This window comes from Aquibacillus halophilus, assembly GCF_009649745.1.
GTDB classification, from domain to species: Bacteria; Bacillota; Bacilli; order Bacillales; family Amphibacillaceae; genus Aquibacillus; species Aquibacillus halophilus.
Genome location: NZ_WJNG01000005.1, coordinates 260045 through 273866, shown reverse-complemented (window position 1 = coordinate 273866; position 13822 = coordinate 260045). Strand labels below are relative to the sequence as shown.

Below are 13822 nucleotides of genomic sequence, written 5' to 3'. Positions count from 1 at the left end.
TACTTCCATTTAAATGGAAGTACTTTTTTGTTTTACATATCGTGTGAAGCACCTTTTTTCTGTCTACTGTGGTTGTGGTTTTTAACTTTTTTAGATCCACTCAAAGGTTCATTCGGTTGTTGTTTTTTATTTTTGTTCTGTTTATTTTCTGACAAATATAACCCTCCTTTACCATTTAATATGTCTATGAAGAATCCTTTTATACAGTATGGATATATCTAGACGGCAGAAGCTATTCATGAAAGGGGTGAAGTCATGGATTATCAAAAAAATATGGGACTTGCTAACAGAGACAATTCTATTGATACAAACTTTGTGAGCAATTCAATCGGAAATAATGAATATGGTTCTGAGCTATCACATTTGAGTAATGAGTTTAATGAAACGTATATGCAAATCGATAATGCATTAGAAAGTGCAAGTGAATCTCAATCAAATCAGTTATTTGAATATAAACAGACAATTGGAAAAATCATCGAAAAAATAAATAAAAACCAAAACTAATTCCACCAATGCCCTTTACTTAAGTTAAAGGGCTATATTTGATTGGAATTTTCGGCTAATTGTTTTACTTATAAACCGATTTCATTTAAAATAAGTAAGTGCAGAAATATAAAACTTAAAGTTTTAACAAGGGAATGGAGAGATTGGGGAGCCAATCCGAATTCTAAGGGGGTAATTTTATATGGTAAAAAACGATGCATTCAATGCACACAAACAGTTTGAATTGAATGGTAAGAAGTACAATTATTATCAACTAAAAGCATTAGAAGATGCAGGTTTAGGCAAGATATCACGTTTACCATTTTCAATTCGTGTCTTACTTGAATCACTTATACGTCAATATGATGGACATGTAATCAAAGATGAACACGTAAAAAGTCTTGCAAAGTGGGGCCAAGTAGAAGGAAAAGATGTTCCATTTAAACCTTCTAGAGTTATATTACAGGATTTCACTGGTGTACCCGCAGTGGTTGACCTTGCTTCATTAAGAAAAGCAATGGTTGATTTAGGAGGATCACCAGACAAGATTAATCCAGAAGTCCCAGTGGATTTAGTAATAGACCACTCTGTTCAAGTTGATCGATATGGTAATGCAGATGCACTTAAATTTAATATGGATTTAGAATTTGAACGTAATGCTGAACGATATCAATTTTTAAATTGGGCTCAAAAAGCTTTTGATAATTACCGTGCGGTTCCGCCTGCTACTGGAATTGTTCACCAGGTAAACTTAGAATACCTTGCAAATGTTGTTCATGCACTAGAAAACGACAAAGGCGAATTTGATGCTTATCCAGATACTTTGGTTGGTACAGATTCACATACAACAATGATTAATGGTCTAGGTGTTCTTGGCTGGGGTGTTGGTGGTATTGAAGCAGAAGCGGGAATGTTGGGGCAACCGTCCTATTTCCCAGCACCTGACGTAATCGGTGTTAAATTCACTGGAAGCTATCCAGAAGGAACAACTGCTACTGATTTAGCTTTAAAAGTTACACAAGTGCTACGCGAGAAAAAAGTTGTTGGTAAGTTTGTAGAATACTTTGGTCCCGGTTTGCAAGATATGCCGTTAGCTGATCGAGCGACTATATCTAATATGGCACCAGAATATGGAGCTACATGTGGTTTCTTCCCAGTAGATCAAGAAGCCATTAATTACTTAAGATTAACAGGTCGGACTGAGGAACAAATTTCTATAGTAGAGAAATACTGTAAAGAAAATAGTCTTTGGTATTCTCCAGATCAAGAAGACCCTGAATTCACAGAATTAGTAGAAATTAATTTATCCGAACTAGAACCAAACCTGTCAGGTCCTAAGCGTCCACAAGACTTGATTCCTCTATCTAAAATGAAGGAATCATTTAATGAAGCAATCACAGCTCCTGCAGGCAATCAAGGGTTTGGCTTGGATAAAAAAGAATTTGATAAAGAAGTAAAAATAGAACACCCAAATGGTAAAACTTCTGTTATGAAAACAGGTGCACTTGCTATTGCAGCTATTACTTCTTGTACTAATACATCAAACCCATACGTAATGCTTGGAGCAGGGTTACTTGCTAAGAAAGCAGTAGAAAAAGGGTTAGAAGTTCCTGCCTATGTGAAAACTTCATTAGCTCCGGGTTCTAAAGTAGTAACTAGATATCTTGAAGACGCTGGATTAATGCCATACTTAAGTAAACTAGGATTCGACCTTGTTGGTTATGGTTGCACAACATGTATCGGTAACTCTGGTCCATTGTTAGAAGAAATTGAAGAAGCAATCGCGGCTAATGATTTAACTGTTTCCTCTGTCTTATCTGGTAACCGTAACTTTGAAGGCAGAATTCATCCACTTGTAAAAGCGAATTATCTTGCATCACCGCCATTGGTTGTTGCTTATGCTTTAGCAGGTAGCGTGGATGTTGATCTTTACAGTGATCCAATTGGAAAAGATCAAGGTGGTAAACCTGTTTACTTTAAAGATCTCTGGCCAACAATGGAGGAAGTTAGAGATGAAGTTGCAAAAGTAGTTACTCCGGAAATTTTCCGCAAGGAGTACGAAGAGGTTTTCAATTCTAACAAAAAATGGAATGAAATTGAAACAACAGATGAGCCGATATTTAAATGGGATAATGAATCAACATATATTCAAAATCCACCATTTTTCGAAGGTTTATCCAAAGAAAAAGGGAAGGTAGAAGCACTAACTAGTCTTCGTGCAGTTGGTAAATTTGGAGACTCAGTGACAACTGACCACATATCTCCAGCTGGTGCAATTGCTAAGGATATGCCTGCTGGTAAATATCTACAAGAAAAAAATGTATCACCTCGCAACTTTAATTCATACGGTTCACGTCGTGGTAACCATGAAGTGATGATGCGTGGTACATTTGCTAATATTCGAATTAAAAACTTACTAGCACCAGGTACAGAAGGTGGCTATACTACGTACTGGCCTACTGAAGAAGTAATGCCAATTTACGACGCTGCGATGAAATATCAAGAAGATGGTACTGGTTTAGTGGTTGTAGCCGGTAAAGATTACGGTATGGGAAGTTCTCGTGACTGGGCTGCTAAAGGTACTAAACTCTTGGGTATTAAAACTGTTATTGCTGAAAGCTTTGAAAGAATTCATCGTTCTAACTTAGTTATGATGGGTGTACTTCCACTACAATTCCAAAATGGTGACAGTTTAGATTCATTAGGGTTAACTGGTAAAGAGACATTTGATGTAGAAATTGACGAAAGTGTTAAACCACATGACCTAGTTAATGTAACTGCAACTGATGAAGAAGGAAACAAAAAAGAATTTAAAGTAACTGCTCGTTTTGATAGTGACGTGGAAATTGATTATTACCGCCATGGTGGTATCCTTCAAATGGTTCTACGCAACAAAATGGAAGCATAATTAGATCACTAAAGGTAGCTTAAAACAAGCTACCTTTTTTTTATGGATTTCTTTACAATCCATAAAAAAAATCATATGATTTAGAAGTGGAATAAATCAAGATGTAAATAGAGAGACAACAAATGTCATTCATCAATTTAAGGGAGTGAACGGTTTGTTTAAAACAATTTCAGCTGCACTATTACTGTTAACTCTTATAGGTATATTTATATATAACATTTCGGTTCAAAATAATCCGCAGCAAAGTGCGTCAAACAATGAAATTGATGTGTCTGGCGATTCTTCAGTCGATGGCACAGTAATGGTTTCACCGCAGGCACCACAAGGTCTAAAAATTGGTGATAAGGCACCGGATTTTACATTAGAGACTTTAGATGGGGAAAAGGTATCACTATCTGATTATCAAGGCAAAAAAGTTTTTTTGAATTTTTGGGCTACTTGGTGTGGACCATGTCGAGTAGAAATGCCGGATATGGAAGAGTTTTATAACGAATATGGTGATGAAGTTGAGATCATTGCAGTTAATGCAACCGGGACAGAAACAAATATAACTGCTGTTAGAAATTTTATTGAAGAAGGAAATTTTTCTTTTTTAACTCTTATTGATCCGGATTTAGCTGTTGTCGTTGATCAATACAGTGTTTTAACGATACCGACAACATATTTTATAGGTACAGATGGTATCATACAGGCAGAAAAGATGATGGGTCCAATGACGTTTAAGTATATGGAAGAAATGATGAATAAAATTAATTGATGACTTATATTTTTCTGAAAAATGGTAATCCTTAAACTAAAGGAGAGGGTTACCATTTCATTAAGAAAAAAGCCGAATTTTGAAGAGCTAGTCCAACAAAATAAGCAACAAATACTCGAGGATAGAAATTTATTAAATGCAATTGATGAAAAAATCGAAAAAAGATTAACTGATTCATTTAAAAGAGATGCTTAGAGGAAAAGATGACTATTATTACAGTAGTCATCTTTTTTGTGTACCCATTTTGTATCAGAATGTTAAGTATTACTATTTGAAATACATGAGTAAGTTTACCTTAGGACGTAAATAATATTACTGACACTCAATGAAAGGGAGATGCTACAAGATGGGAAATCCTAAAAAAGATTCAAAGCATTTTAGACCAAGTCATCTTGGAACCCAACCACTTGAAGCCGGTGGAAATAAAGGTAAAAAGATGCAGATGCAAGGGGACGAAAAACCTCAAGTAATTCAAACTAAAGGGAAATAGGAGGCGGCCATATGAGCCATCATAATACAAAGCCAAATCCAGATAATCGAGAAGATAATGTTGAAAAATTACAGCATATGGTCCAAGATACTATTCAAAATATAGAAGCTTCACATGAGACAATGAAATTTGCATCGGGTCAAGAAAAGGAAAGAATCAAAGAAAAAAATGCACGAAGAGAAGAGTCGATACGTGACCTTCGCAATGAAATTAAGGATGAATATCAATACCAACAAAAACAATAGTACATTCTACAGACCCTCTTAGTTTTAATAAGAGGGTCTTCTTAATAAGCAGTATGTTAAACATTAATAACCTGCTGTGATAAAATATGAGTTGATGGAAAGGGAGCGGTAAAAATGGAAAATCATGACGTTAAAATTTTAAAAAAGAAGATAAGTCAATGGTCTTCTACTAATGACAAACCGCCTCTTTATGAAGTAGAGGTATTACGTATAATAGATTGGATAAAAGGCCAACAAATACAGTCTTTTTCAAAAGCAAACTTATCAAATTTATATTGTATGCTTGCCTTTTATAGGTTAAAGAGGAACTTTAATGACGATCAAATTACAGAATTACTTTTAGAAGAAGCTGAAAGAATGGATGAAAAGCAACCAGTACTTTTAGAAATAAAAAATCTTAAGTTTTATTTCAACTTTTATTCTGAATTAAATACAAGTGATTTTAAGGATTGGTCAATACGAGAGACTGATTTTGATCCAGCTAAGCTTAAGAAAGCGAAGGAATTATTAGAACAAGTGAACAATCTCATCAATCAAATTGATTTCTTAAAAAACACAAAAATTGATGACAAAAGTGAGCTTAACAATCTAACTTCTGAAATTGATAATGAATTACGAGGCCTAAATGAGAGTTTAGAAACCTCCATCAATTCAATCGAAAATAAAAGGTCAGAGGTCCCAGTACAAAAACTTAATCAACATGTTAAGAAAATTAATCATTTAAAGCTAAATTTATATGAGCAATTTCCTGACATTTTCAAAAAGTCATTCAGACAAGATCCACTAATAGAACTTGATGAAATGATTGGCTTAAAAGATATAAAGAAATACATTCACCAGTATTATCATTACTTAAAATATCAAAAAGAAAGAAAAAGTCTTGGCTTTCATATGATTGATGAACCTGGTCTTCATATGATCATTACTGGGAATCCTGGTACTGGTAAAACGACTATTGCAAGACTATTAGCGGCGATATATTATGAATTAGGTTTATTAGAAACTGGTGATGTTACAGAAGTGAATCGATCACACCTGGTAGGATCTTATGTGGGCCAAAGTGAGGAGAACACTGTAAATTTTGTAAGAGACTCTATTGGTGGAATATTATTTATTGATGAAGCTTATAGTCTAAAACGAGAAGGTCAAAGTGGTAATGACTATGGGCAAGCAGTTATCGATACACTTGTGTCCAGTATGACTAGTAAAGAGTATGCTAATCGGTTTGCAGTAATTTTAGCTGGTTATCCCGAGGAAATGAGACAGTTTTTATGGTCTAACCCCGGTTTAAGAAGTCGATTTCCAGAACAAAATCACATCTCCTTACCAGACTTTGAAACGAAAGAACTCATACAGATTGCTGAAAATACTGCTTTAAGCAATGATTATTTCTTTACCAAAGAGGCACTTTATAAATTTGAAAGTTTGATTGAAAAGTCAAGAGTAGATGAAACTTTCGGTAATGCTAGAACAGTACGGGATTTGGTGTTAAAATCTATTTTCAAAAAAGGTGCTTCCAAGACAGTTTCGTCTAATGAAAATTGGTTGGAGCACATGAGAATCGATAAAAATGATTTAGACTTTATGGATAATGATAGTACCGATACACAACCTGTAGAACGATTAGAACAGCTGATAGGTCTTACCAATGTAAAGCAAGAAGTAAAAAAACTTTCTTCTTTTGTTCGTGTTCAGCAACAGAGAAAACAAAAAGGTTTACCTGTTGTTCCAGTTCAACTCCATGCGGTTTTTTCAGGGAATCCGGGAACGGGAAAGACTACAATTGCAAAAATTTATTCCCAAATACTTAAAGAATGTGGCTTGCTTAAAAGAGGACACCTAGTAATAGCATCTCGTAGCGATCTTGTTGCAGGATATGTGGGTCAGACAGCTATTAAAACAAAACAGAAGGTTAGAGAATCACTTGGCGGTGTGCTGTTTATCGATGAGGCATATTCACTTTACCGAGGTGAGAAAGACTTTGGCAAAGAGGCCATTGATACACTTGTTGATGAAATGACCAAACACAATGAAAACCTTGTAGTAGTACTAGCAGGCTACAGAAATGAAATGCAACGGTTTATTTTAAGCAATCCTGGACTTGAATCAAGATTTAAAAAGTATTTGAAGTTCCCGGATTATAATGATAAGGAACTGTTAGATATTACTAAATTGCATACAGAGAATTATCAATATGAGTTAGAAGATAATGCAATAGAATTTTTAAGTAGAATGTATAAAGAAAGTAATATAGATGGTAATGCGAGATTTGTAGCAAACTTAATTGATGAAGCGATACAATATCAGGCCTTACGAGTGGAAGATGCAGAATCATTGGATTCTTATCAAACTTTAGAGAAGATAGATTTTCAAAATGCTTGGGAAACTGTAAAGGGGAGTAGTAAGTGAAAAAGAACAAAACACAAATAAAGGTAAGGTACCAGGAAACAGACCAAATGGGAGTTGTGTACCATGCTAACTACTTAGTTTGGTTTGAAATTGGGAGAACATCTTTTATTGAAGATTTAGGTTTTAAATACCATGATATGGAGAGTGCTGGTATTGTTGCCCCTGTCGTTGATGCTCATGTTTATTTTAAACAGCCTGTAAGATATGGCCAAAATGCTTATGTCGAGACTTGGATAGATAGTTATGATGGTTTGAGAACAACATATGCATATACAATAACTGATGAACAAGGAAACGTGGCAGTTACGGGAACAACTAAACACGTTATCGTCAAAAAAGATACTTTTCGTCCAGTGTCTTTGAGGAGATCATTTCCTGATTGGCATGAAGCGTATTCTAATGCAGTAGGTAGTAATTAATATGGCTTTTGGAATAAAGAAAAATGAACTAAAAACCTGGAAACAACAAGTGGAAAACGGAGAAGTGGTATTTTTAACTCATTATTGGTTTGACATAAGATTCCCTGAATGTAATACGGTAACAAAAGTTGGTTGTTCTGATATTGATAAGCTAATAGAATGGGGAAAAAAATATAATCTAAATCCAAAATGGATTCATTTAGATGAGTCTTATCCTCACTTTGATTTATTAGGTGATAGGCAAAAATATATTTTGGCTGAAGAAAAGCAGTGGGACCAAATAAAAAGGTTCAATTTATAATTCAATAGACATGTCTTTAAATATAAACTTTTAAAAACCATCATCAACTATTAATAGTTGATGATGGTTTTTAGTGTAATTCATTTCCTTGATTGGCTTGATCAAAGTTTGCTTTATCAATACCAGGGGGCACTTGTCCAGGCATAACACTTCCATGAATATAGGCTGGTGATGGTTTTAACTTAGGTATTTGTCCCATTGCTTTTGGATTAGCAACATATTCAAAGTTGGAGATTCCATCCATGCTTTTTCCGCTTGCCCACCTGCCTTTGGAACTTTCTTCACCATTTGAGAAGTTCATAAAGGAATAGGAAACTTCTTGTTTTTCAAGTGTTTGAGGGAAAGTACTTGGTACAATTGCTTTTTGATTTTGTTCTAGTTCCTCTATTGCTGCCATCCATTGATTTTGATGCATCGTATCCCGAGCAATAAGGAAGGATAGCATATCTCTAACACCTGGATCTGTAGTAGATTCATACAATCGAACCACTTGTAATCGCCCTTGGGATTCTGCATTTAAATTCGCTCGGAAATCTGCTAAAAGATTACCGCTTGCAATTGTGTATCTTGAATTCCAAGGATATCCAACGCTATCTGTAGGTGTTGCTCCAAGGCCTGATACGATTGCATGTTGAGGGTTCATACCACCAAGGACCGCACCAATAGCTGGATCTTTAGCGGCTTCTTCTTGCTCACGAACTGGTGCACCATCCAACAGTTGCGCAATCATTGTTGCAATCATCTCCACGTGGGCAATTTCTTCTGTGCCGATGTCCATTATCATATCTTTATATTTTTCGTCCCCACGGCAATTCCAACCTTGAAATAAATATTGCATCATAACTGTCATTTCACCAAACTGGCCACCTAGTATTTCTTGAAGCTTTTTAGCGTAAACAGGATCCGGATTGCTTGGTTTAGCATTGTATTGTAATTCTTTTGTATGAAAAAACATAGTTTACCTCCTTTGGTTATTATATATTGTGGATAATAACCGAAGATTTATCCATAAAAAAAAATCCCCGTTTAGAAAAACGGAGATCAAGTATTGTTTGATTTTTTATTGGGAACTGGATCAAATCCTCCAGGATGAAAAGGATGACATTTCACGATTCTTTTTACAGTTAAAAAGAATCCCTTAAAAAAGCCGAATCGTTGAAAAGATTCCAATCCATACTGGGAACAAGTAGGATGAAATCTACATGTAGGTGGTTTTATAGGACTTATCACTTTCTGGTAAAATTTAATAAGAACAATAAAAATATACTTCATTGGTCATCCCTACTTCAAACTAGTCTTTTGATTTATCATAAGTCAATGATGCAACTGCATCGTGTAAGTGGATTGACTCCTCATTACGGCAAAACACACTGAATTTGGTGACATATCGTAATTCATATAGGTCAGCAGCTACTAACCGAACAATGTCTTCTACAAATCTTGGATTTTCAAAAGCTTGTTCTGTTACCACTTTTTCATCTGGACGTTTGAGGATAGGATGGATTCTTGCACTGGCGTTACTCTCGGCAGCCTCTAATAATGCTTCCTTCCAATCTATTTCACTTTCATCAAAGTTATCATCTAATTTAACCGTCATTGACACCTGTCCACGCTGGTTATGGGCGCTATACTCGCTAATTTCTTTTGAACATGGGCAAAGAGTTGTAATTGTTCCAGATAAAGATACTTCTATGTCAAACTCATTTATGCTGTCATAGGAAACCTTAATTGATGCATTTGCATGATTCATTCCTGTAAGCTCAGAAGTTGGACTTGTTCTTTCAAAAAACCACGGAAATGATACTTCAATTTCAGCATCTTTTTGTTTCAATCGACTTGCAAGTTCCTTGGTAAACTTTTTGATTGTTTTTAAGTTTAATATTAGACCAGACTCGTGATATTGATGAAGCTGTTCAGTAAAACGACTCATATTTGTTCCTTTACTATTCTTGTCTATACTAGATGTTAAATTGAATGTTCCAATAGTTGTCTGTGTATGAGGTTTCATCGTACTTTCTATTAGAATTGGATGTTTAACATTTGAAATCCCGACTGCATCTATATCAAACATAAAATCTTTTCTCGTGTTTTGTAAATCAGCCATGCCATTTTTATCTACAGGCTTAGTCCTTGGACCTGGTTCAGAAGATCCGAATAGTTTATGTCGGTCAGCTTTATTCGGTAAAGTTTTTTTTGTCATTTTGATTGGATCCATGGTTCATCTCGACTCCTTTTAACCATTTAAACTATTTCAAAGTATACTCAAAAAAAATCTTTTATTCAATTTATTGAACTCTTAATCCAATAATATGTTTGAAGATTATAGGGACCTAACAAGTTAGGCCCCTAAGGATTACATCCATTTAATTTTTGGTTCGGTTTTGTTGATAATTCGTTTAATATTTTCCCTGTGTCGATAAAATACAAAGGCAGTTAAGATTACTCCAACTATGACTAGCCCCGTTTCCTGTAGAAGCAATGCTCCAATAACTGTCACAACACCGGTAACCATTGAGGATAGCGAAACATACTTAGTTAAGTAAAGCATGAGAAAGAATGTTGCAAGAATAATGGCAAATAGCAAGGGACTAACTCCTAGAATAATACCACCGGATGTAGCAACTGCCTTTCCACCTTTGAATTTTGCAAATAGAGGATACATATGTCCTACAACAGCGAATATTCCAATAATAAGCGGATTTATGTCATTCATACCGAACAAAAATGGCAATTGCGTTGCCAAAGTTCCTTTTAATATATCTGCAATTGTAACAATCAATCCAGCTTTAATACCTAAAACTCTAAAAGTATTTGTACCACCCAGATTTCCACTACCATGTTCTCTAATGTCGGTTTTATACCCGACTTTTCCAACAATAAGTGCAAAAGGAATAGAACCTAATAAATAAGCTATAATTACTAATAAAATGTAATCCATGAAAAAACTCCTTTTTTAGTGCAAGAACTTGTAACATTATTCTACCATGAAGTTTAATTGGATTGTACTACAACTATTATTAATCAGATATATATTTATATAGTATGTAAGCATAATTTGGATTACTTTATCCTAAAGAAGGGTATTTGAAATATTAGAGTGCTTTTAACGAAGATCCAATCCATTGTCTCATTGCTGATTTATTAGATTTTAGTTAAGGAGGAAAAATTATGTCTTATGAACACCCACCTAACCAAGAAATAAAAGAAATATTAGAAAATGCTAAAACAATTGCAGTCATAGGGTTATCAGATCGGCCCCAAAGAACGTCCTATCAAATTGCAAAGGTAATGCAACAAGCAGGGTATCGGATTATACCAGTAAATCCAGAGATAGAGGAAACACTTGGTGAACGAGCTTATGACTCCATTTTAGATGTTAAAGAACCATTTGATATTATTAACGTATTTAGAAGACCGGAATATCTTCCACAAATTGCCAAAGATGCTGTTAAGACAGACGCAAAAGTGTTTTGGGCACAACAAGGTATCGTGAATAATGATGCTTATGATTATTTAACAGAACATGATTTTACAGTTATAATGGATATGTGCATTAAAGTTGCTCATTCAATTATTATAAGAAATAAGTGATATATTGAAAAAATCCCTATTTTAGAAGGGATTTTTTCTTTTTTCACTAATTATATTATGTAACACTAGAAATCAATATGAAATAAGAGGTTGCGATTTACTAGAAACAAGCTAGAATAGTAAAAGTACTGTTTAAACTATTTATCATTTACAAGAGCAAACCTCTGTTCTAGTATATAATATATAATATACCTATAACATTTTAAGCTATAAAGTTTTTCTAATAGCATAGTTAGTGAGTGAAAGGAGCAGGTGTGGATTTTGGCTAAACAAACAACAACGCACTATTCAGATGATTCAATTCAGGTATTAGAAGGACTAGAAGCGGTTAGAAAAAGACCCGGAATGTATATTGGAAGTACCGACTCAAGGGGACTTCATCATTTAGTTTTTGAAATCGTAGATAACGCCGTCGATGAAGCGTTAGCTGGATTTGGCGATATTATTAAAGTAATTATACATAAAGACAATAGTATTTCAGTAGAGGACATGGGAAGAGGTATGCCAACAGGTATGCATAGTACTGGCCGTCCAACTCCTGAAGTTATCCTAACTGTATTACATGCTGGTGGTAAGTTTGGGCAAGGTGGCTACAAGACGAGTGGAGGACTACACGGTGTAGGTGCTTCTGTTGTTAATGCTTTATCGGAGTGGTTAGAAGTAACGATCTACAGAGGTGGAAACTGTTTCTATCAGAGATTCGAAGGTGGCGGAGTACCAGTAACTTCACTTGAAAAGAAGGGAACTACGAAGAAGACTGGAACTACCATTCATTTCAAACCAGATCCTACAGTATTTTCAATAACACATTACCAATTTGAAATACTTTCAGAACGATTAAGGGAATCTGCATTTTTATTGAAGGGTATGCAAATAGATTTAATTGATCAGCGAGATGATAATAAAGAAACTTTTCAGTATCCGGACGGATTAGAATCATTTGTTGCTTATTTGAATGAGGAAAAGGATACCTTACATCCAGTTGTTTCTTTTGAAGGTGTACATCAGGAAATGGAGATTGATTTTGCCTTTCAGTTTAATGATGGCTATGCAGAGAGTATGTTATCCTTCGTAAATAACGTACGTACAAAAGATGGTGGCACACATGAATCCGGTGCAAGAACTGCTATTACACGAGCATTTAATGATTATGCACGTAAAAGTGGTATGTTAAAGGAAAAAGAAAAGAATCTAGAAGGCAATGATATCCGAGAAGGCTTCACTGCTATTGTGTCTGTGCGAATACCTGAGGAGTCACTTCAATTTGAAGGACAGACCAAAGGTAAGCTCGGAACATCGGAAGCACGTTCAGCAGTTGATTCGATCGTGTCTGAGAAACTCTCTTATTTTTTAGAAGAGAATGCTGATATAGCAAGTATGCTAGTTAAAAAAGCTGTCAGAGCAAAAGAGGCACGAGAAGCTGCAAGAAAAGCAAGAGAAGAAGCCAGAACTGGAAAAAAGAAAAAACGTAAAGATGCCTTATTAAGCGGTAAGTTAACCCCAGCTCAATCACGTAATGCTGAAAAAAATGAATTATATTTAGTTGAGGGTGACTCAGCCGGGGGTTCTGCCAAACAAGGAAGAGACAGAAAGTTTCAAGCTATACTACCTTTGAGGGGTAAAGTAATTAATACGGAAAAAGCTAAACTCGCTGATATATTGAAAAATGAAGAAATTTCCACCATCATCCATACTATTGGAGCAGGTGTCGGAGGGGATTTTGCCCTTGAAGATGTTAACTATGACAAAATAATCATAATGACTGATGCTGATACTGATGGAGCACATATTCAGGTTTTGCTATTAACTTTTTTCTATCGATATATGCGTCCACTTATAGAAGCTGGAAAAATCTACATAGCACTACCTCCTTTATATAAGATTTCTAAAGGAAAAGGAAAAAAAGAGAAGATTAAATATGCATGGAATGATGAAGAGATGAAAAAAGCTACGCAAGAATTAAAAAGTGGCTATCTCCTTCAGAGATACAAGGGTCTTGGTGAGATGAACGCTGATCAACTTTGGGAAACAACAATGGATCCAGAAACACGTACACTTATTCGGGTCAAAATTGATGATCTTGCTAGAGCTGAGCGTCGAGTTACCACTTTAATGGGTGATAAGGTTGAACCACGGAGAAAGTGGATTGAAACGAATGTACAATTTGGGCTAGAAGAAGAAACAAATATTATTGATAATGAAAATATTCAATCTTAAAG

General features: G+C 35.1%; 16 protein-coding genes. 11 read left to right on the top strand and 5 right to left on the bottom strand.

The window, feature by feature from the left end; translation table 11 throughout:
• Window positions 1-32: 32 nt before the first annotated feature.
• Window positions 33-155 carry a small acid-soluble spore protein P gene (locus tag GH741_RS07925; RefSeq protein ID WP_153736240.1) on the bottom strand — a complete coding sequence of 41 codons (123 nt, stop codon included), beginning with the start codon at window positions 153-155 and terminating at the stop codon, window positions 33-35.
• A gap of 118 nt (window positions 156-273) precedes the next feature.
• On the opposite strand from GH741_RS07925, the gene GH741_RS07920 reads away from it, so the two are divergent.
• The 9 genes from GH741_RS07920 to GH741_RS07880 all read left to right on the top strand — a co-directional run bounded on the left by GH741_RS07920 (window position 274) and on the right by GH741_RS07880 (window position 8012).
• Window positions 274-504, top strand: a complete 231-nt coding sequence (locus tag GH741_RS07920) for a hypothetical protein (RefSeq protein WP_153736239.1) — start codon at window positions 274-276, stop codon at window positions 502-504.
• 181 nt (window positions 505-685) lie between these two features.
• Window positions 686-3391 carry an aconitate hydratase AcnA gene (gene acnA / locus GH741_RS07915; RefSeq protein ID WP_153736238.1) on the top strand — a complete coding sequence of 902 codons (2706 nt, stop codon included), beginning with the start codon at window positions 686-688 and terminating at the stop codon, window positions 3389-3391.
• A gap of 154 nt (window positions 3392-3545) precedes the next feature.
• Window positions 3546-4148, top strand: a complete 603-nt coding sequence (locus GH741_RS07910; RefSeq protein WP_153736237.1) for a redoxin domain-containing protein — start codon at window positions 3546-3548, stop codon at window positions 4146-4148.
• Between the two features lie 21 nt (window positions 4149-4169).
• Window positions 4170-4343 (top strand): FbpB family small basic protein, encoded by a 174-nt coding sequence (locus GH741_RS07905; RefSeq protein WP_153736236.1) that lies wholly within the window; start codon window positions 4170-4172, stop codon window positions 4341-4343.
• A 151-nt stretch (window positions 4344-4494) separates the two neighbouring features.
• The gene (locus GH741_RS07900) at window positions 4495-4638 is read left to right on the top strand and encodes an acid-soluble spore protein N (RefSeq protein WP_153736235.1); all 144 of its coding nucleotides are present in this window, start codon (window positions 4495-4497) and stop codon (window positions 4636-4638) included.
• Between the two features lie 11 nt (window positions 4639-4649).
• On the top strand, window positions 4650-4883 hold the full coding sequence (gene tlp / locus GH741_RS07895) for a small acid-soluble spore protein Tlp (protein WP_153736234.1): 234 nt from the start codon (window positions 4650-4652) through the stop codon (window positions 4881-4883).
• Between the two features lie 114 nt (window positions 4884-4997).
• Window positions 4998-7292 (top strand): AAA family ATPase, encoded by a 2295-nt coding sequence (locus GH741_RS07890; RefSeq protein ID WP_153736233.1) that lies wholly within the window; start codon window positions 4998-5000, stop codon window positions 7290-7292.
• On the top strand, window positions 7289-7711 hold the full coding sequence (locus GH741_RS07885; RefSeq protein ID WP_338079300.1) for an acyl-CoA thioesterase: 423 nt from the start codon (window positions 7289-7291) through the stop codon (window positions 7709-7711). The genes GH741_RS07890 and GH741_RS07885 overlap by 4 nt, the downstream gene beginning before the upstream one ends.
• Window position 7712: 1 nt before the next feature.
• On the top strand, window positions 7713-8012 hold the full coding sequence (locus tag GH741_RS07880; protein WP_153736232.1) for a hypothetical protein: 300 nt from the start codon (window positions 7713-7715) through the stop codon (window positions 8010-8012).
• Window positions 8013-8082: 70 nt separating this feature from the next.
• Here the strand turns inward: GH741_RS07880 and GH741_RS07875 are convergent, their stop codons facing one another.
• From GH741_RS07875 to plsY, 4 genes are all read right to left on the bottom strand, one after another.
• A complete protein-coding gene (locus GH741_RS07875; RefSeq protein ID WP_153736231.1) occupies window positions 8083-8967 on the bottom strand; it encodes a manganese catalase in 885 nt (294 codons plus the stop codon).
• An 86-nt stretch (window positions 8968-9053) separates the two neighbouring features.
• The gene (gene yidD / locus GH741_RS07870) at window positions 9054-9284 is read right to left on the bottom strand and encodes a membrane protein insertion efficiency factor YidD (RefSeq protein WP_153736230.1); all 231 of its coding nucleotides are present in this window, start codon (window positions 9282-9284) and stop codon (window positions 9054-9056) included.
• A gap of 19 nt (window positions 9285-9303) precedes the next feature.
• Window positions 9304-10227, bottom strand: a complete 924-nt coding sequence (gene folE2 / locus GH741_RS07865) for a GTP cyclohydrolase FolE2 (protein ID WP_153736229.1) — start codon at window positions 10225-10227, stop codon at window positions 9304-9306.
• Window positions 10228-10365: 138 nt separating this feature from the next.
• On the bottom strand, window positions 10366-10950 hold the full coding sequence (plsY, locus tag GH741_RS07860) for a glycerol-3-phosphate 1-O-acyltransferase PlsY (RefSeq protein WP_153736228.1): 585 nt from the start codon (window positions 10948-10950) through the stop codon (window positions 10366-10368).
• Window positions 10951-11180: 230 nt separating this feature from the next.
• Here plsY and GH741_RS07855 point away from each other — a divergent pair, with 230 nt between their 5' ends.
• Window positions 11181-11603, top strand: a complete 423-nt coding sequence (locus tag GH741_RS07855) for a CoA-binding protein (protein WP_153736227.1) — start codon at window positions 11181-11183, stop codon at window positions 11601-11603.
• 258 nt (window positions 11604-11861) lie between these two features.
• Entirely contained in the window at window positions 11862-13820 is a 1959-nt protein-coding gene (gene parE / locus GH741_RS07850) for a DNA topoisomerase IV subunit B (RefSeq protein WP_420809391.1), read from the top strand.
• Window positions 13821-13822: the final 2 nt, after the last annotated feature.